At 64.6% G+C, this 18442-nt stretch carries 18 protein-coding genes; 12 read left to right on the top strand and 6 right to left on the bottom strand.

Annotated elements, in window-relative coordinates; translation table 11 throughout:
- Positions 1–89 precede the first annotated feature (89 nt).
- The 4 genes from D6850_RS15720 (at position 90) to D6850_RS15705 (ending at position 3824) form a co-directional block, all read left to right on the top strand.
- Positions 90–1610, top strand: a complete 1521-nt coding sequence (locus D6850_RS15720) for a DUF2125 domain-containing protein (RefSeq protein ID WP_121168564.1) — start codon at positions 90–92, stop codon at positions 1608–1610.
- 274 nt (positions 1611–1884) lie between these two features.
- Positions 1885–2334 carry a peptide-methionine (R)-S-oxide reductase MsrB gene (gene msrB / locus D6850_RS15715; RefSeq protein ID WP_121168563.1) on the top strand — a complete coding sequence of 150 codons (450 nt, stop codon included), beginning with the start codon at positions 1885–1887 and terminating at the stop codon, positions 2332–2334.
- Complete coding sequence (gene msrA / locus D6850_RS15710) at positions 2331–2837, top strand: peptide-methionine (S)-S-oxide reductase MsrA (RefSeq protein ID WP_121168562.1); 507 nt, start codon at positions 2331–2333, stop codon at positions 2835–2837. The genes msrB and msrA overlap by 4 nt, the downstream gene beginning before the upstream one ends.
- 63 nt (positions 2838–2900) lie before the next feature.
- Entirely contained in the window at positions 2901–3824 is a 924-nt protein-coding gene (locus tag D6850_RS15705; RefSeq protein WP_121168561.1) for a DMT family transporter, read from the top strand.
- A 1-nt stretch (position 3825) separates the two neighbouring features.
- Here D6850_RS15705 and D6850_RS15700 read toward each other — a convergent pair whose 3' ends face one another.
- The 5 genes from D6850_RS15700 to D6850_RS15680 form a co-directional block, all read right to left on the bottom strand.
- Positions 3826–5151, bottom strand: coding sequence for an NAD(P)/FAD-dependent oxidoreductase (locus tag D6850_RS15700; RefSeq protein ID WP_121168560.1), 1326 nt, complete (start codon positions 5149–5151; stop codon positions 3826–3828).
- Positions 5148–5963 (bottom strand): ABC transporter permease, encoded by an 816-nt coding sequence (locus tag D6850_RS15695; protein ID WP_121168559.1) that lies wholly within the window; start codon positions 5961–5963, stop codon positions 5148–5150. Before D6850_RS15695 ends, D6850_RS15700 begins: the two co-directional genes overlap by 4 nt.
- 75 nt (positions 5964–6038) lie before the next feature.
- A complete protein-coding gene (locus tag D6850_RS15690) occupies positions 6039–6929 on the bottom strand; it encodes an ABC transporter permease subunit (protein ID WP_121168558.1) in 891 nt (296 codons plus the stop codon).
- A 3-nt stretch (positions 6930–6932) separates the two neighbouring features.
- A complete protein-coding gene (locus D6850_RS15685; protein ID WP_121168557.1) occupies positions 6933–8063 on the bottom strand; it encodes an ABC transporter ATP-binding protein in 1131 nt (376 codons plus the stop codon).
- 69 nt (positions 8064–8132) lie between these two features.
- Entirely contained in the window at positions 8133–9218 is a 1086-nt protein-coding gene (locus D6850_RS15680) for a polyamine ABC transporter substrate-binding protein (protein WP_121168556.1), read from the bottom strand.
- 162 nt (positions 9219–9380) lie between these two features.
- On the opposite strand from D6850_RS15680, the gene D6850_RS15675 reads away from it, so the two are divergent.
- The 3 genes from D6850_RS15675 (at position 9381) to D6850_RS15665 (ending at position 12256) form a co-directional block, all read left to right on the top strand.
- Complete coding sequence (locus D6850_RS15675) at positions 9381–10055, top strand: GntR family transcriptional regulator (RefSeq protein ID WP_245964212.1); 675 nt, start codon at positions 9381–9383, stop codon at positions 10053–10055.
- Between the two features lie 92 nt (positions 10056–10147).
- Positions 10148–11542, top strand: coding sequence for an aspartate aminotransferase family protein (locus D6850_RS15670; RefSeq protein WP_121168554.1), 1395 nt, complete (start codon positions 10148–10150; stop codon positions 11540–11542).
- A 114-nt stretch (positions 11543–11656) separates the two neighbouring features.
- Complete coding sequence (locus D6850_RS15665) at positions 11657–12256, top strand: hypothetical protein (RefSeq protein ID WP_121168553.1); 600 nt, start codon at positions 11657–11659, stop codon at positions 12254–12256.
- 63 nt (positions 12257–12319) lie between these two features.
- On the opposite strand, the gene D6850_RS15660 is transcribed toward D6850_RS15665, so the two are convergent.
- Positions 12320–13498 carry a M24 family metallopeptidase gene (locus tag D6850_RS15660; RefSeq protein ID WP_121168552.1) on the bottom strand — a complete coding sequence of 393 codons (1179 nt, stop codon included), beginning with the start codon at positions 13496–13498 and terminating at the stop codon, positions 12320–12322.
- A gap of 124 nt (positions 13499–13622) precedes the next feature.
- Here D6850_RS15660 and D6850_RS15655 point away from each other — a divergent pair, with 124 nt between their 5' ends.
- From D6850_RS15655 to D6850_RS15635, 5 genes are all read left to right on the top strand, one after another.
- Positions 13623–14102 carry an Lrp/AsnC family transcriptional regulator gene (locus tag D6850_RS15655; protein ID WP_121168551.1) on the top strand — a complete coding sequence of 160 codons (480 nt, stop codon included), beginning with the start codon at positions 13623–13625 and terminating at the stop codon, positions 14100–14102.
- A gap of 103 nt (positions 14103–14205) precedes the next feature.
- Positions 14206–15576 carry an aspartate aminotransferase family protein gene (locus tag D6850_RS15650; protein WP_121168550.1) on the top strand — a complete coding sequence of 457 codons (1371 nt, stop codon included), beginning with the start codon at positions 14206–14208 and terminating at the stop codon, positions 15574–15576.
- Positions 15577–15734: 158 nt separating this feature from the next.
- Complete coding sequence (locus D6850_RS15645) at positions 15735–16835, top strand: ABC transporter ATP-binding protein (RefSeq protein ID WP_121168549.1); 1101 nt, start codon at positions 15735–15737, stop codon at positions 16833–16835.
- A gap of 111 nt (positions 16836–16946) precedes the next feature.
- Complete coding sequence (locus D6850_RS15640) at positions 16947–18056, top strand: extracellular solute-binding protein (RefSeq protein ID WP_121168548.1); 1110 nt, start codon at positions 16947–16949, stop codon at positions 18054–18056.
- 96 nt (positions 18057–18152) lie between these two features.
- The gene (locus D6850_RS15635; protein WP_121168547.1) at positions 18153–18440 is read left to right on the top strand and encodes a DUF1330 domain-containing protein; all 288 of its coding nucleotides are present in this window, start codon (positions 18153–18155) and stop codon (positions 18438–18440) included.
- Positions 18441–18442: the final 2 nt, after the last annotated feature.

Raw genomic sequence — 18442 nt, 5'->3', positions numbered from 1 at the left:
GGGCCGCGCCGGTCCAGCCAGAACCCTACTTGACCCGAACCCGAGAACCACAGAAGCTGTCGCGGATACATTCAAACGAAAGGGTTGTCATGAACACCTTGAGCTATGCGGGCGGTCTCGCCGCCGCGGCAGCAATCGCCATTAGCGGCAGCGCGGCCCTGGCCGATGTCAGCGCGCAACAGGTCTGGGACGATTGGGAAGCCTACATGGAAGGCTTCGGTTACGACGTCACGGCGACCGAGAGCGCGCGAGGCGACGGGCTGACCGTGTCGGACATCGTGATGAGCATGACCGTCCCCGAGGACGACATTACGGTCGAAATCGCCATGTCCGAGATATCCTTCATCGACAACGGCGACGGCGCCGTTTCCATCCAGTTTCCGTCGCCGCTGCCGGTGTCCATCTCGGCGACCGGCTCCGATCCGTTCGAGGTGACGCTCGACTACGTCACGTCCGGCTGGGACATGGTCGCGGCGGGGGACGCCGACGATATTGTCTATACATATTCCGCCGACTCGGCGGCGATGGAGCTGACCGGAGTCGGGGCCGAGGGCCAGACGATCGACATCGGCGAGGCCAGGATCGAGATGACGGATGTCGAGGGGGAGTCGCGGGTGACGCAGGGCAACCTGCGCAAGATCGTGCAGAGGATCACCTCCGGGCCCGTGTCCTATTCCGTCGACATCACGAACCCGGACGACGCCGAGGCGCGGATCGTCGCGAACGGCCGCACCGACAGCCTCGCGATGAACTCCACCGTCGCAGTGCCGCCCGAGATGGACTTCGAGGAAATGGGCGCAGCGATCGACGCAGGGTTCTCCGGGGAGGGCGGCTATGAATTCGGCCCCGGTGAATCGCAGTTCTCGATCACCGAAGCCGGCAAGACTACGCAGGGCGCCACCAGCAGCGAAGGCGGCGCGTTCGGCTTCTCGATGGCCGACGACGGGCTCGACTACAATGTCGGGGTGAACGGGCTTAACGTCGAATTCGCGGGCGGAGATATTCCGTTCCCGGTGGCGATGGCGATGAAAGAGGCGGTTTTCAACCTGACGATGCCCGTCGCCGAGAGCGAGGAGAGCCAGGATTTCGGGCTGAAGCTGGTGCTTGGCGATTTCACCATGAGCGACATGATCTGGGGGATCTTCGATCCGGCGGGCAAGCTGCCCCGCGATCCCGCGACCGTCGCCTTCGACCTGGCGGGACAGGCCAAGCTGTTCCTCGACCTGCTCGATCCCGAACAGATCGAGGCGGCCGAGGAAAGCGGCGAGATGCCGGGTGAGCTGGAAACGATGACGCTCAACGATCTGACCGTGCGGCTGATCGGCGCGGAACTGACCGGCGCCGGCGATCTGACCTTCGACAACTCCGACACGGAAAGCTATGACGGCCTGCCCAAGCCGGTCGGAACCGTGAACCTGAACATGACCGGGGCCAACGCGCTTCTGGACAAGCTGGTCGAGATGGGCTTCGTCCCCCAGGATCAGGCGATGGGCGCGCGGATGATGATGGGTCTTTTCGCGGTGCCGGGCGATGGCGACGACGCGTTGAAATCGAAGATCGAATTCACGGAAGAGGGCCAGATCCTCGCCAACGGGCAGCGTCTGAAGTAACGAATGCTCGTGGCGCGTTTCCGGACGGCGGGTGGCTGTCGGACGCGGCGCGGGACGATGCGATTGGCCGCCGGTTCAGCAGGACCGGCGGCCTTTGTCGTTCGGGGGCAGGGGCTCGGCCATCCGCGCGCGACACGCCGGGTGGCGATGATTTCACGACGCCCACCTCACAAATGCGTGTTTGCGCCCGGTTGATTTCGCATTGCGCATTGTTCCGACCGGGGGCGTCATATTACGATATTGGGCCGGAACCGAGCCACGAGGAACGCCGCACATGACACGTTACACTAGGGATCCCGACGCGATCGCCCGGCTTTCGCCCGAGGAATACCGCGTCACCCAGCAAAGCGGGACCGAGCGCCCCGGCACCGGCAAGCTGCTCGATAACAAGGAGCCGGGGATCTATGTCGATATCGTTTCGGGCGAGCCGCTCTTCGCGTCCTCCGACAAGTTCGAAAGCGGTTGCGGCTGGCCGAGCTTCACCAAGCCGATCGAGCCCGCCCATCTGACCGAGCTGCGCGACGAGAGCCTCGGCATGGTGCGCACCGAGGTGCGCAGCACGCATGGCGACAGCCATCTCGGCCACGTCTTTCCTGACGGGCCGCAGGACAGGGGCGGGCTGCGCTACTGCATCAATTCCGCCAGCCTGCGGTTCATCCATCGCGACGATATGGAAGCCGAGGGCTATGGCGACTACATTGACCAGGTGGAGGACGTGAGATGAGCGAACGCGCGATACTGGCCGGGGGCTGCTTCTGGGGTATGCAGGACCTCATCCGCAAGATGGACGGCGTGATTTCGACCCGCGTGGGTTATTCCGGGGGCGACACGCCGAATGCGACCTACCGCGACCACGGCACACATGCCGAGGCGATCGAGGTGGTCTTCGACCCCGAGAAGCTTAGCTATCGGCGGCTGCTCGAGCTTTTCTTCCAGATCCACGATCCCACGACGCCCAACCGACAGGGCAACGATATCGGGCTGAGCTACCGTTCGGCCATCTACTACACAGACGACTCCCAGAAGCTCGAGGCGCGGCGCACCATCCGGGATGTGGAGGCGAGCGGCCTCTGGCCCGGCAAGGTGGTGACCGAGGTGGAGCCCGCCGGCGACTTCTGGGAGGCGGAGCCCGAGCATCAGGATTACCTCGAGCGGGTGCCGAACGGCTATACCTGTCATTTCCCGCGGCCCGACTGGGTGCTGCCCCGGACCAAGACGCCGGCCTGACCCGCGCTCCGGCTTGACCTTCGCGCGAACGCGCCCCAAGCATGGCGGGGTAGGAGCGCGCCGATGCAGCCGGTCAAGGGAATATCACTCAAGCTCTGCGCGGTCATGCTCTTCATCGTCATGTCCGCGCTCATCAAGGCCGCCTCCGAAACCGTGCCGCCGGGGCAGGCGGTGTTCTTCCGATCGTTCTTCGCCATCCCGGTTATCCTGCTCTGGCTGATCATGCGGGGTGATCTGCGCACCGGGCTGAGGGTGCAGTCGGTCATGGGTCATGTCTGGCGGGGGATCGCGGGGACCGGCGCGATGGGGTTGAGCTTTGCCGGGCTGGGCCTGTTGCCCCTGCCCGAGGTGACGGCGCTGAGCTATGCCGCGCCGCTGCTGGTGGTGATCTTCGCCGCGATGTTCCTGGGCGAAAGCGTCGGCGTCTTTCGCATCAGCGCGGTGATGCTGGGCTTTGCCGGGGTGCTCATCATCCTCGCGCCGCGGCTTACTGCGTTCGAGGACGGCGTCGTGGAGAACGCGCAGGCGGTCGGCGCGATGGTGGTGCTGATGGGCGCGATGTGCGCGGCGCTGGCGCAGATCTACATCCGCAAGCTCGTGCAGTATGAACAGACCTCGGCCATCGTGTTCTACTTCTCCGTGACCGCGACGGCGCTATCGCTCATCACGCTGCCGTTCGGCTGGGTCGTGCCGGACGGATTCACGGTGATGCTGCTGATCCTCGCCGGGCTCCTGGGCGGGGCGGCGCAGATATTCCTCACCTCCGCGTTCCGTTTCGCGGATGCGAGCGTGGTGGCGCCCTTCGACTATGCCTCGATCCTCTTTGCGCTGGCCATCGGCTATGCCGTCTTCGACGAGGTTCCGACGCTGCCGATGCTGGGAGGCGCGGCGCTGATCGTGCTGGCGGGGATCGTCATCATCGTGCGTGAACACCGGCTCGGCCTTGAGCGCGGCGCGGCGCGCGCGTTCCGCACGCCGCAGGGCTGAGCTACTGCCCGGTGAGCCAGGCCGCGCCGTAAATCGGCCAGAACCATGCCCGGCGCAGTCGCCCCAGCGGCCATTTCCTCGGCGGGCGCTGCATGATCTCGGGGTAGGGGCGGACGGGCGTGCGGTCCATCGCCAGATCGGCAAGAAGCGCGCCCGCGTAGCTGGCCATCGCGACGCCGTTGCCGTGATAGGAGAGGCCGGTGAACGCGCCCGGCATGGTGTCGATGGGGCCGACATAGGGCGTGAGGTCGCGCGAGATGCTGAGCAGCCCGTGCCAGCCATGCGGTGTTTCGACGTCTTTCCAGGCGGGGAACATGCGCTCGAAATGGCCGCGGATGTTGCCCTGCATCCGCCGGTCCGCCCAGTCGCCCGAGAACAGCCCGCCCCGCATCCCGAAGAGCATCCGGCGATTTGGCATCAGGCGGAAGTAGTGCAGGAAGAAGCGGTCGTCGTAACAGGCCTGGTGCGTGGACCAGCCCTGCGCCGCGATCTCGTCCTCGGTCATCTCGCGGGTGACGATCACGTTGGATTGCGTCGGCAGGTAGCGCGCCGCCATCCAGTCGGGCAGATCGTCAGAGGAATAGCCGTTGGTCGCCACGATCATGCGGCGGGCGTTGATCCGCGCCTGCGCGGTCAGCAGGGTAAAGCCGCTGCCGTGGTCGATGCGCTGCACCGGGCTCTGCCCGAAGACGCGCACCCCGGCGGCGCGCACGGCGGTCGCGAGGCCCTGGACGTATTTCAGCGGGTTGAGCGCGAAACCGATGGGCTTGGTCATCGCCCCGAAGAACGGGCCGTTCATGCCAAGGTCACGCAGGTCCTGCTGCGTATGGATTGTCGGGGTGACGCCGTAGTCGCGTTCGATGTCCTCGATCTGCTTCTCGAACCCCTGTGCCGCCGCCTTGCTATGGGCCATCACCGTTTCGCCGTCGGAATGGCGGTCGACTTCCATCCCGTGCGCATCGATCAGCCCCTCGGCCAGTTCCACCGCGGCGCGTTCGCACATGCGGAAAGCGCGCCGCGCGTTCTCACCAAAGCTGCGGGTGAGCATCGCGTCGGACGCCGCCGATCCGCCGAGGCAGCAGAACCCGCCGTTGCGCCCCGACGCGCCCCAGCCGATATCCTGCGCCTCGAGCACGATCACGTCCGCCCCCGCCTGGGCGAGGTGCAGCGCGGCGCTGAGGCCGGTGAACCCGCCGCCGATCACCGCCACGTCCGCCGTCAGCGTGCCGCGCGCCGGTGGGCTGGGCGGCGCGTCGTGGGTGGTGGGCCAGTAGCAGTTCTCGCGCGGCGCCTCGGAATAGGCGTGGGCGGGATAGACGCGTTTCATGCGGCCACGGCGGCCCGTTCTTCCGCCTGCCGCCTGAGGCTGGCGCGCTTGCTGGTCAGCGACGCGGCGATCACCCCGACCGCCACGAATGAGATGAGCAGCGTCGAGAGCGCGTTGATCTCGGGACTGAGACCAAGGCGGATCGACGACCAGATCTTGATCGGCAGCGTGGTCGAGGACGGCCCGGCGGTGAAGGACGCGATCACCAGATCGTCGAGCGAGAGCGTGAAGGCCAGCAGCCAGCCCGAGATCACCGCCGGCGCGATGATCGGCAACGTGACGAGGCGGAACGCCTGCGCGGGCGAGCAGCCGAGGTCGAGCGCGGCCTCCTCGAGCGAGCGGTCGAAACTCACCAGCCGCGAGGACACCACAACAGACACGTAGCACATCGAAAAGGTGGTATGCGCGAGGATGATCGTGAAGATCCCCCGATCCAGCCCGATCCCGATGAAGAGCAGCAGGAGCGACAACCCGGTGATCACCTCGGGCATCACCAGCGGCGCGTAGATCATGCCGGAAAACAGCGTCCTCCCGGCAAAGCGCCCCGCGCGCACCAGCACGAGCGCGGCCATCGTACCAAGCGCCGTGGCGATGGTGGACGAGATCACCGCGACCCGAAGCGTCACCCATGCGGCGTCGAGGAAGGCCTCGTTGCGGAACAATTCGCCGTACCACCGGGTCGAGAACCCGGCCCAGACCGTCACCAGCTTGGAATCGTTGAAGCTGTAGATGATGAGGATCAGCATCGGCAGGTAAAGGAACGCAAAGCCGAGCGTGAGGGAAGTGGCGTTGAACCAGGTCATGCGTCTCATGTCACACCCCTCCGTCGCCAGGTATTCTCGCGAAAATTCTCAGGATAGAAAAAATTCGCGAATTTTTCAGGCTGCTCATCCTTCGGCCTCCCGCTGTTTCTGCTCGTTGCGCTGGAACAGGATGATCGGAATGATCAGGATCAGCAGCAGGATCACCGCCACCGCGCTCGCCACCGGCCAGTCGCGGTTGTTGAAGAATTCCTCCCAGAGCACCTTGCCGATCATCAGCGTCTTAGAGCCGCCCAGAAGCGACGGGATGACGAATTCGCCGATGGTGGGGATGAAGACCAGGAAACACCCGGCGATAATGCCGTTCTTCGACAGCGGGATCGTCACCAGCCAGAAGGCGCTGATGCGGCTGCACCCGAGGTCCTCGGCGGCCTCGAGAAGCGATTCGTCCATCCGCTCGAGCGCGGAATAGATCGGCAGGATCATGAAGGGCAGGTAGGTGTAGACGATGCCGATATAGACCGCGACATTGGTGTTGAGGATTGTCAGCGGCTCATTGATCACCCCGGACCAGAGCAGGATCTGGTTGAGATAACCTTCGCTGCTGAGGATGCCGACCCAAGCGTAGACCCGGATCAGGAAGCTGGTCCAGAACGGCAGGATCACCAGCATCATGAGGGTGGGGCGCCAGTGATCGGGCGCGTTGGCCATGCCGTAGGCGATCGGATAGCCGACGATCAGCGTTGCGATGGTCGCGATAAAGGCGATCTGAAGCGAGGACAGATAGGCCTTCCAGTAGAGGTCGTCGGTGGTCAGGAATTCGAAATTCTCGAGATCGAGGGCGGCGAAGAAGCTCTTGATCCCCTCCCAGCCGGCCGACAGGTCGAGCGTGGGCGTATAGGGCGGGATCGCCATCGCGATGTCGCTCAGGCTGATCTTGAGCACGATGAGGAACGGCACAAGGAACAGCGCCAGCAGCCAGAGATAGGGAACGGCGATGAGGGCGAAACGACGCATGGCTCAGCCCTCCAGCAGGACGCCGGCCGTTTCGGTCCAGCTGAGCCAGACGGTGTCCTCCCATGTGAAGCTGCGCCGTGACAGGCGTTGGGTGTTGGCGGTCTGCGCCTTGATGAGATGCCCGCTGGGAAGTTCGACGATATAGGTCGACAGGTTTCCCAGATAAGCGATGTCGAGGATCGCGCCCTGCACCGCGTTGGCGGCGTCCTCGGGCTTCTCGGCGGTGATCCTCACCTTCTCGGGGCGAATCGCAAGGTGACACGCCTGACCGATGCCGAAGGAGCGGTCGGATTGCGCGCGCAGGGGCGGCTGGCCCTCGGCGAAGGCGACCTCATAGGCGTCGCCGTTGCGGGTGCGGGTCGCGCGGCCCTCGATGATCGTCACCTCGCCGATGAAATCCGCGACATAGACGGAATTGGGCATCTCGTAGATATTCGCGGGCGTGTCGGCCTGGATGATCCGGCCGTGATCCATCACCGCCACGCGGCTGGCCACGGTCATCGCCTCTTCCTGGTCGTGGGTGACGATCACGAAGGTCGTGCCGGTCTTTTCCTGGATGTCCATCAGCTCGAACTGGGTGTCCTGGCGCAGCTTGGCGTCGAGCGCGCCGAGCGGTTCGTCGAGCAGCAACAGCTTGGGCGCCTTGGCGAGACTGCGGGCAAGCGCGACGCGCTGGCGCTGGCCACCCGAGATCTGGTGCGGCTTGCGCTTCGCGAACTTCTCCAGCCGGGTCAGCTTCAACATCTGTCCGACCCGTTCGGCGATCTCATCCGCCGGTTTGCGGTCGCGCTTCAGGCCAAAGGCGATATTGTCCCAGACGGACAGATGCGGGAAAAGCGCGTAGGACTGGAACATCATGTTCACCGCCCGCTTGTTCGGCGGGATCGGCGCGATGTCCTGCCCGCCCAGCAGGATGGTGCCCGAGCTCGGGCTCTCGAACCCGGCAAGCATGCGCATCATCGTCGTCTTGCCGCAGCCCGAGGGCCCCAGCAGGGCGAAGAATTCCTTGGCGTAGATGTCGAAGGACTGATCGTCGATGGCGGTGAAATCGCCGAAATTCTTGGTCACGTTCCTGAATTGAATGAGCGGCTCGACCTCTGGGTCGTTCCACGGCTCGAATGTTGTCTGACCCACGCTGGTCCCCCTCCTGCGATCAAAAAACCCGCGCAGCGTTTGCTGCGCGGGTATGGTTTCATCGGGTCGTCAGGTGCCCGACTTGATCTTGGTCCAGAGCCGGGTCACGACGCGCTGAACCTTCGGCTCGTAGGGTGTGGTGGTGAAGAGATTGTTCAGCGTCTCCTCGTCCGGGTAGATCGCCGGATCGTTGATCACGTCCTCGTTCAGATACTCCTGGCTCGCCTTGTTGCCGTTGGCGTAATAGACGTAATTCGACGCGGCCGCGGCGTTCTCGGGGTCCATGATGAAGTTCAGGAACTTGTGCGCGGCGTCCGGGTTTGGCGCGTCGACCGGGATCGCCATCTGGTCGAACCACATCTGCGCGCCTTCCTTGGGCGCGTAATAGGCGATTTCGACGCCGTTGCCGGCCTCTACGGCGCGGTCGCGCGCCTGGAGAACGTCGCCCGACCAGCCGACCGCGACGCAGATGTCGCCGTTGGCCAGCGCGTTGATGTATTCGCTGTTGTGGAACTTCTGGATGTAGGGACGCACGGCGGCGTAGACGTCTTCGACCTTGGCGATCACGTCGGGATCATGGCTGTCGGGATCCTCGCCGAGGAACTTCAGCGCCATCGGAATCGTCTCGGCGGGCGCGTCGAGCACATGCACGCCGCAATCGGCGAGCTTCTCCATGTTCTCGGGCTTGAAGATCAGGTCGAGCGAGTTGACCGGCGCGTCCTCGCCCAGCGCCTCGCGGACCTTGTCCACGTTGATGCCGAGCCCGGTGGTGCCCCACATGTAGTTGATCGAGTATTCGTTGCCGGGATCGTATTGCGCGGTCCGCTTCTTGATCAGCTCCCACATGTTCTCTTCGTTGGGCAGCTTCGACATGTCGAGCTTCTGGAACGCGCCAGCCGAAATCTGGCGTTGCAGGAAGGTGCCGGTGGGCACCACGACGTCGTAGCCCGAGCCGCCGGCCAGCATTTTCGTTTCCAGCACCTCGTTGCTGTCGAACACGTCATAGGTCAGTTCGATACCCGTTTCATTCTCGAACTTCTCGAGCAGTGATTCGTCTATGTAGTCGGACCAGTTATAGACGCGCACCTCTTCGGCTGCCGCGGCTGTGGCGATCAGCGCCAGTGCTGCGGTGGTGGTCAGGATAGTGGATTTCATGTTTTTCTCCCGTTGATCGGCAGTATTGCTGCCTTGCCCGCGAATTTGATCAAGTTTTTCGCTGAGCGCAATATGGTAATGGTTTCATGCGGTCGATAAACTCGCAAGACCGCAGACAACCGACCGATCGGAAAGAGTAAAATGCAGCACCCTACCGGCCAGATGACACCGACGCCCATGGCGCAGAGCCGCCTTCCGGCGCATGAACTGATCTATCGACGTCTGCGCGACATGGTGCTTTACGGCGATCTCGCGCCGGGGCAGGCGGTGACCATCCAGGGGCTGACTTCGCAACTCGGCGCGGGCATGACCCCGGTGCGCGAGGCGATCCGGCGGCTGATCTCCCGCGGCGCGCTTGAGACTCGCGGCAACCGGCGGGTTAGCGTGCCGCGGCTGAAGATCGAGCACATAGAAGAGATTATACAGGCGCGAAAATGGTTTGAGCCGCATCTGACGCGTCGCGCCACGGTCCGCGCCACGGCGGCGGACATCACTGCGCTGACGGGTATCGACAGCGCGCTCGACGATGCGATCCTGGCCGGCGATCTGCGCGGCTACCTCGAATTGAACCACCGGTTTCACCGGCGAATCTACGACATGGCCGACTCAGCGATCCTGTCCGAGATGGCGGACGGGCTATGGCTCCGCTTCGGGCCGGCGATGCGCGTGGTCTGCGGGCGGGTCGGCACGCAGAATCTGCCCGACATGCACAAGGCCGCGGTGGACGCGATCGGACGCGGTGACGCCGACGCGGCGGCGGCGGCGATTTCGGGCGACGTCCTGCAAGGAATGCAGCAATTGCGCGCGTCGCTGGCGGACGCCGGAGAAGTGGAGTGATTCGATTGACCGCCGCATAATTTGATCATATTGTTCGCGCGCATCGACCGTACACCGCCATGCGCCCCCTGACCCCGTTGAAAGGCATTTCCATGACGCTCATCGCCAATCATCCGCCGACAGCCGAGTTGCAGGCGCTCGACGCCGCGCATCACATGCACCCGTTCACGCATAACGATGAACTGGCCGAAAAGGGCGCGCGCGTCATCACCCGCGCAAGGGGCGTCACGCTGACCGACAGCGACGGCAACGAATATCTCGACGCGATGGCCGGGCTCTGGTGCGTCAATATCGGCTATGGCCGGGACGAAATCGCCGAGGTCGCCGCGCGGCAAATGCGCGAGCTGCCTTATTACAACACGTTCTTCCAGACGAGCCACGTCCCCGGCATCGCGCTGGCGGCGAAGCTGGCGGAGCTGGCGCCGGGCGATCTCAACCACGTGTTCTTTGCCGGGTCGGGGTCCGAAGCGAACGATACCAACATCCGGCTGGTGCGCACCTATTGGGCGCAGAAGGGTCAGCCCGAGAAGAACATCATCATCTCGCGCAAGAACGCCTATCACGGCTCGAGCATGGGCAGCGCCAGCCTGGGCGGGATGACCCCGATGCATGAACAGGGCGGGCTGCCGATCCCGGACGTGCATCACATCGACCAGCCGCACTGGTGGGACGAGGGCGGCGAGATGAGCCGCGAGGAGTTCGGGCTTGAACGCGCGCGGCAATTGGAGAAGGCGATCCAGGAACTCGGGCCCGACCGCGTCGCCGCCTTCATCGGCGAGCCGGTGCAGGGCGCCGGCGGCGTGGTCATCCCGCCCGACAGCTACTGGCCCGAAATCCAGCGCATCTGCGACGAATACGGGATCCTGCTGATCGCGGACGAGGTGATCTGCGGCTTCGGGCGCACGGGCAAGTGGTTCGGCAGCCAGACCTACGGTATCCGCCCGCATATCATGACGCTGGCCAAGGGACTGAGCTCGGGCTATGCGCCGATCGGCGCCTCCGTCGTCTGCGAGGAGGTGGCCGCGGTGATCGACGCCTGCGAGTTCAATCACGGCTATACCTATTCCGGCCACCCGGTGACTGCCGCCGTCGCGCTGGAAAACCTGCGCATCCTCGAGGAAGAAAACATCGTTGACCGCGTGGCAGAGCATGCGGCGCCCTACCTCGGCGAAAAGTGGGCCGGGCTGGCCGATCACCCGCTCGTGGGCGAGGCGCGGACCATCGGCATGATGGGGACCATCGCGCTGACGCCCGACGCTTCGGCGCGCGCGAAATTCGCCGGGAACGCCGGCGATGTCGGGCTGATCTGCCGCGAGAACTGTTTCCAGAACGGGCTGGTGATGCGCCATGTGGGCGACCGGATGATCATCTCGCCGCCGCTGGTCATCACCGACGCGGAGATCGACACGCTGGTCGAACGTGCGTGGACCGCGCTTGATCTCACGCATGCCAAGCTCAAGGCCGACGGTCTGATGAAATCCGCCTGACGGGGCTGCGGCTTGCGTGAAACCTGCCACACTCACGCGGGCGTGAGCGCGGGCCGCTCGACAACGCCGCCGCGCGGGCGGTATGCGGCATGAAACCCGTGCAGGACAGGCTTCATGACATTTCTTCGCACCCTTTCGGCCTTGCTCATCCTCACCCTGATGGCGGCCTGCGCCCCGGCCCCGACGGAAAACGGCGTCAAGCCGGGCCTCGGACCCGGGACGCCGGGCGAGATCGCGGCGCTGGCGGCCGAGATCCGCGGGCTCGGTCCCGAGGTCGACCCCGAAGAGGCGCAGCGCGCCGCGCGCATCGCCTATGGCCACACCTTCACGCTGGCCAAGCAGTACCAGATCACTGACGGCCCGCTGATCCACAACACCAAGGTCAACATGGGGACCAAGCCGCGCGGCCTGTGCTGGCACTGGGCGCATGACATGGAGAAGCGGCTGAAGCAGGAGCGGTTCCAGACGCTGGACCTGCACCGCGCCATCGCCAATTCGCAGAACTGGCGGCTCGAGCACAGCACGGCGATCATATCGGCCAGGGGCGACGATTTCACCGACGGGATCGTGCTCGATCCGTGGCGCAAGGGCGGGGTGCTGACCTGGATGCCGGTGCGCGACGACACGCGCTATGGCTGGGAGGACCGCCGCCTCGTGCTCGAGCGCAAGCGCGGGCTGCTGCCGCCCGAAGCCTATGACGCGGCGATCGAATAGCGCCAATTCTCTTTGAAGAGAATCGCCAAGGCTTTTCAGGGAAAAGCCTTGGCGATTGCGGCGTCAGTCTTTCACGAAGAGCTTGCGCGGCGCGGTGCAGAGCGGTTCGGCCGGCCCGTCCGGCCTGATGAGGATCGTCTCGGTCGTCTCCAGTCCCCAGGACTCCATCCAGAGCGCGGGCATGAAGTGGAACGCCATTCCCGGCTTGAGCACGGTTTCGTCCTCGCTGCGGATCGATGCGGTGCGTTCGCCCCAGTCGGGCGGGTAGCTGACGCCGATGGAATAGCCCATCCGGCCCGACCGTTCGATCCCGTAGCGCCCCAGCACCTCCATGAAGGCGTTGGCGATGTCGCAGGTGCGGTTGCCGGCGCGCGCGGCCTCCAATCCGGCCTCGATCCCCTCGATCTGCGCCGCCTCCGCGCGCTTCATGTCGTCGGGCGGTGTTCCGAGGAACACCGTCCGGCAGAGCGGCGCGTGATAGCGGCGAAAGACGCCCGAGAGTTCGAAGAACGTCGCCTCGCCGGTCTGCATCAGCCTGCCGTTCCAGGTGAGGTGCGCGGCGGTCGCGTCCTCGCCCGAAGGCGTCAGCGGCAGGATCGCGGGGTAGTCGCCCCAATCCTCGTCCACCCCCGTGATGCCCGCGTGCAGGATATCGGCCACCAGATCGTTCTTGCGCACACCGGGTTCGGCGCGGTCGATGGCCGTCTGGACTACCTTGTCGGAGATCCGCGCGGCGCGACGCAGAAAGGCGATTTCCTCGTCCGATTTCACCAATCGCTGCCAGTTGACCAGCGCGGTCGCGTCGACGATGTCCGCGTCGGGCAGTTCGTCGATGAGCACCGCGTGCGCCTTGGCGGAGTAATAGTAATTCTCCATCTCGACGCCGATCCGTGCGGCCCCCAGCCCCATGTCGCGGATATGCGCCGCCAGGTCCTGCATCGGGTGATGTTCGGTGCTTTGCACGTAGTGGTCGCCGTAACCGAGGATCTGCGCGTCTTCCATCCAGCAGGTGCGCCGCCCGCCCAGCATGTCCATGTAGCGCCCCCACCAGAGAGGCGGGCCGTCAAGAGACAAGAGCACCCCCTGGTGGACGTAGAAGGACCAGCCGTCATAGGCGGTCAGCCAGTGCTGGTTGCTCGGATCGGTGATGAACATCAACTCGATCCCGCGCGCCTCCATCGCGGCGCGGGTGCGTTTGATCCGGCGGTCGAACTCGGATTGCGAAAAGGGCAGGTCTTTCATGGCGTGGCGGTCCCGGCGTTTCTTGGTTACGCCATCCTTGCCCCGCCGCGCGCCGCTTGCCTAGTGCGTTTGCGACCGCGCGCGGGCTGTTGACGGCGCGTGCGCGCTGCCCGACAGTGCGCGGATGCTGCTCGACGCCCGCGATATCGCCATCCTTGCCGCGCTCGCCCGGGACGGGCGGATGACCAATGCCGCGCTGGCCGATGCGGTCGGGCTGAGCGCCAGCCCGTGCTGGGAACGGGTGCGCCGTTTGCGCGACGCGGGCGTGATCGAAGGGGTGCATGCGCGCATCGCGCTGCGCAAGCTGGGGGCGCATGTCGAGGTCTTCGTCACCGTCGAGCTTGCCGATCACACCGCAGCCGCCTTTCGCGGCTTCGAGGCGGCGATGGCGCGCCACGACGAAGTGACGGGCTGTTGGGCGCTGGGCGGCGGGTTCGATTACCTGCTGCACGTCGTCACCCGCGACATCGACAGCTACCAGGCGCTGATCGACGCGATGCTCGAGGCGCGGATCGGGCTGGCGCGGTATTTCACCTATGTGGTGACCAAGACAGTGAAACACAGCGCCGCGCCGCCCTTCGCCGCGCTGCTCGGGGAACGGTGACAGAAGATTCTTCTGGAAGCGGCGCGGAATTAAGATACATACGCTGCATGTCCTGCGGCATGGTCCGCGCAAATCCATCCCTCTCATCACAGGAGCCACCGCAATGCTGCGCAACGATCAACTCGCCGAATGGGATCGCGAGAACTTCTTTCATCCCTCCACGCATCTCGCGCAATTCGCGCGGGGCGAGCAGCAGAGCCGCATCATCACCGGCGCGCAGGGCTGCCATATCGAGGACCGCAACGGCAAGAAGCATCTCGACGCGTTCGCCGGGCTTTACTGCGTGAACGTCGGCTATGGCCGCACCGAGATCGCCGAGGCGATCGCGAAACAGGCGCATGAACTGGCCTATTACCACGCCTATGTGGGCCACGGGACCGAGGCGAGCATCACGCTGTCCAAGATGATCCTCGACCGCTCTCCGGCCCATATGTCGAAGGTCTATTTCGGGCTGGGCGGTTCGGACGCGAACGAAACCAACGTCAAGCTGGTCTGGTATTACAACAACATCCTGGGCCGCCCGGAGAAGAAGAAGATCATCTCGCGCTGGCGCGGCTATCACGGCTCGGGGCTGGTGACCGGGTCGCTGACCGGGTTGGAGCTGTTTCACAAGAAGTTCGACCTGCCGCTGGCCCAGGTGTTGCACACGGACGCGCCCTATTATTTCCGCCGCGACGATCTGGACCAGAGCGAGGAGCAGTTCGTCGCGCAATGCGTGGCCAGCCTCGAGGAGCTGATCGCGCGCGAGGGCGCGGACACCATCGCCGCCTTCATCGGCGAGCCGGTGCTCGGCACCGGGGGAATCGTGCCGCCGCCCGCCGGCTACTGGACCGAGATCCAGAAGGTGCTGGACAAGCACGACATCCTCTTGATCGCGGACGAGGTGGTGACGGGTTTCGGCCGGCTGGGCAGCATGATGGGCTCGGACTACTACGGCATGAAGCCGGACATCATGACCATCGCCAAGGGGTTGACCTCGGCCTACGCGCCGCTGTCCGGCAGCATCGTGTCGGAGCGCATGTGGAAGGTGCTCGAGGACGGCACGGACGAGAACGGAGTGATCGGGCACGGCTGGACCTACTCCGCGCATCCCATCGGCGCGGCGGCGGGGGTGGCCAATCTCAAGTTGCTGGACGAACTGAACCTGATCGAGAACAACCGCGAGACCGGCGCCTATCTCAACAAGGCGATGCGGGACGCGTTGGGTGACCACCCGCATGTCGGGGACATCCGGGGCGAAGGCATGCTCTGCGCCGTCGAATTCGTGCGCGACCGCGACGGGCGGATCCTGTTCGACGCTTCGGAAAAGATCGGCGCGCAGGTAGCCGGGGCGCTGGCGGATTCGGGCGTGATCGGGCGGGCGATGCCGCAGGGCGACATTCTCGGGTTCGCGCCGCCTTTCTGCCTCACCCGCGAAGAGGCCGACGAGGTGGTCGCGAAAACGGCCGACGCAGTCGGCAAGATCCTCGGCTGACCGGAGGGTCTCATACGAAACCGATGCGGGCGAGTCGCGCCTGAATGTCGCAAATATTGCGAAAAATGTCGCTGGACGCTTGCATCGGTTTCATTAAGCGGTTCTTATAACCCCCTCACGCAGAATAACTGCGAGCAAAAAAAGACAGGGAGCCACCTTTGGCTGAAAAACAGACGGATGACGCGTTCGTCGAATTTGAACGTGTGCAAAAAAGCTATGACGGGGAAACATTGGTCGTCAAAGACCTGAACCTGTCTGTTCCCCGCGGCGAATTCCTGACGATGCTCGGCCCCTCGGGATCCGGCAAGACGACCTGCCTGATGATGCTCGCCGGGTTCGAGACGGCCACGCATGGCGATATCCGCCTGGGCGGGACGTCGATCAACAACATCCCCCCCCACAAGCGCGGCATTGGCATGGTGTTCCAGAACTATGCGCTGTTTCCGCACATGACGATCGCGGAAAACCTGAGCTTCCCGCTCGAGGTGCGCAAGATCGGCAAGGCGGACCGCGAGAAGAAGGTCAAGCGCGCGCTCGAGATGGTCGAGATGGGCGATTTCGGCGGCCGCCGTCCCGCGCAGCTGTCCGGCGGGCAGCAGCAGCGGGTCGCGCTGGCGCGTGCGCTGGTGTTCGAGCCCGAGCTTGTGCTGATGGACGAACCGCTCGGCGCGCTGGACAAGCAACTGCGCGAGAAGATGCAGTTCGAGATCACCGATCTTGCGCATAACCTCGGGATCACCACGGTCTATGTCACGCATGACCAGACCGAGGCGCTCACCATGTCCGATCGCGTGGCGGTGTTCGACGATGGCCGCATTCAGCAGATCGCGCCGCCCGACGCGCTTTATGAAGAGCCCGAAAACAGTTTCGTAGCCCAGTTCATCGGCGAGAACAACACGATGCTGGGCACGATCAAGGAGATCAAGGACAGCGTCGCGCTGGTCGAGCTGGACGGCGGCGCCGTCATCGACGCCAAGCCGATCAACGTCAGCGACGTCGGGGCGCGCACCCGCGTGTCGATCCGCCCCGAGCGGGTGGAGGTAGACAAGAACCGTCTGCAACCGGGCGCGCATACGATCAAGGCCGAGGTGCTCGAGTTCATCTACATGGGCGACATCTTTCGCACGCGGCTGCGGGTGGGCGATAACGACGATTTCATCGTCAAGACCCGGAATGCGCCCGACCAGCGACGCATGCAGCCGGGCGAGCAGATCGAGATCGGCTGGCTGCCCGAAGACTGCCGCGCGCTTGACGCATGACGGAATACGAATGTCGCGGTCCTTCGGGACCCGATGAATGCGAGGGTCCGCGCGTCTTGCCCGTGGCTGGACCCACCGCCGCAATTAACGGGTATAACTAGGGAGAATGTAATGAAACTTACCAAGACATTGATGACCACGACGGCCCTCACGGTCGCCGCCGGCATGGCGCATGCCGAAATGGCGGATTCGCTGACGCTGGTGTCCTGGGGCGGCGCCTACCAGGCCAGCCAGACCAAGGCCTATGCCGACCCCTACAAGGAGATGCACCCCGAGGTCGAGATCGTCTGGGACGAGAGCTCGAACGAGGCGGTGGCCAAGCTGCGCGCCATGAACGAGGCGGGCAACATCACGTGGGACGTCGTCGACGTGGTCGCATCCGACGCGATCCGCCTCTGCGACGAAGGTCTCGCGATGGAGATCGACCCCGACGAGATGCTCGCCGAGGGCGATGACGGTTCTTCCGCCGAGGACGACTTCGGCGACTTGCTGGTCAGTGACTGCTTCATCCCGCAGATCGTCTACTCGACGACCTTTGGCTATCGCACCGACATGGTCCCCGAGGGCGCAGGCGCGCCGGACGATATCTGCGACGTGTTCGATACCGAGACCTACCCGGGCAAGCGCAGCCTCGAAAAGCGCCCGATCAACAACATGGAATGGGCGCTTCTCTGCGATGGCGTCGCCAAGGACGAGGTCTATGACGTCCTCGGCACCGAAGAGGGCCAGGAGCGGGCGCTCGCCAAGCTCGACACGATCAAGGACGATGTGATCTGGTGGTCGGCAGGCGCGGACACGCCGCAGCTTCTGGCCGATGGCGAGGTCTTCATGGGCTCGACCTACAATGGACGTCTGTTCAGCGTGATCGAAGAGCAGAAACAGCCCGTCGCGATGATGTGGGACGCGCAGGTGTTCGACCTTGACGGCTGGATCATCCCGAGCGGTCTGCCCGAGGATCGCCTGGCGCGCGCGCTTGACTTCATCATGTTCGCGACGGACACCCAGCGTCTGGCGGATCAGGCGAAATACATCAGCTACGGTCCGGCGCGGCACTCTTCGGCCCCGTTGGTGGGCAAGCATGCCGATCTCGGCATCGAGATGGGACCGCACATGCCGACCGATCCGGCGAACGCCAAGAACACGTTCCTCTACAACTACGAGTTCTGGGCCGATTACCGCGATGACATCGACGCCAAGTTCCAGGCGTGGCTCGCCAAGTAAGACGGGCGGTGACCGCGCCCCGTGCGCGGTCACACAGATGGCAGGGGGCGGCCCGTCCAAGGCGGGCCGCGCCACCCGAAACGGGGAGGGAGCGACATGCCCAAGGGCTATCTCATCGGCCATATCACGGTGAACGATCCGGAGGCGTATCGCGAATACGTCGAAAAGGACACGCCGATCCTCGAGGGGCTGGGGGGCCGCTTTGTCGTGCGCGGCGGGCAGGCCGAGGTCGCCGAAGGAAGCACGAACGAGCGCCATGTCGTGATCGAATTCCCCAGCTATGAGGCGGCGCGCGCCGCCTATAACGACCCCGAATATCAGAAGGTGGCCGACATTAGGCGGCGCACCGCGACAAGCACAATCATCCTGGTCGAGGGCACCTGAAC

Origin of the sequence: Roseovarius spongiae, assembly GCF_003651245.1 — a bacterium.
Taxonomy (GTDB): domain Bacteria; phylum Pseudomonadota; class Alphaproteobacteria; order Rhodobacterales; family Rhodobacteraceae; genus Roseovarius; species Roseovarius spongiae.
This window is presented reverse-complemented; position numbering and strand designations above follow the sequence as displayed.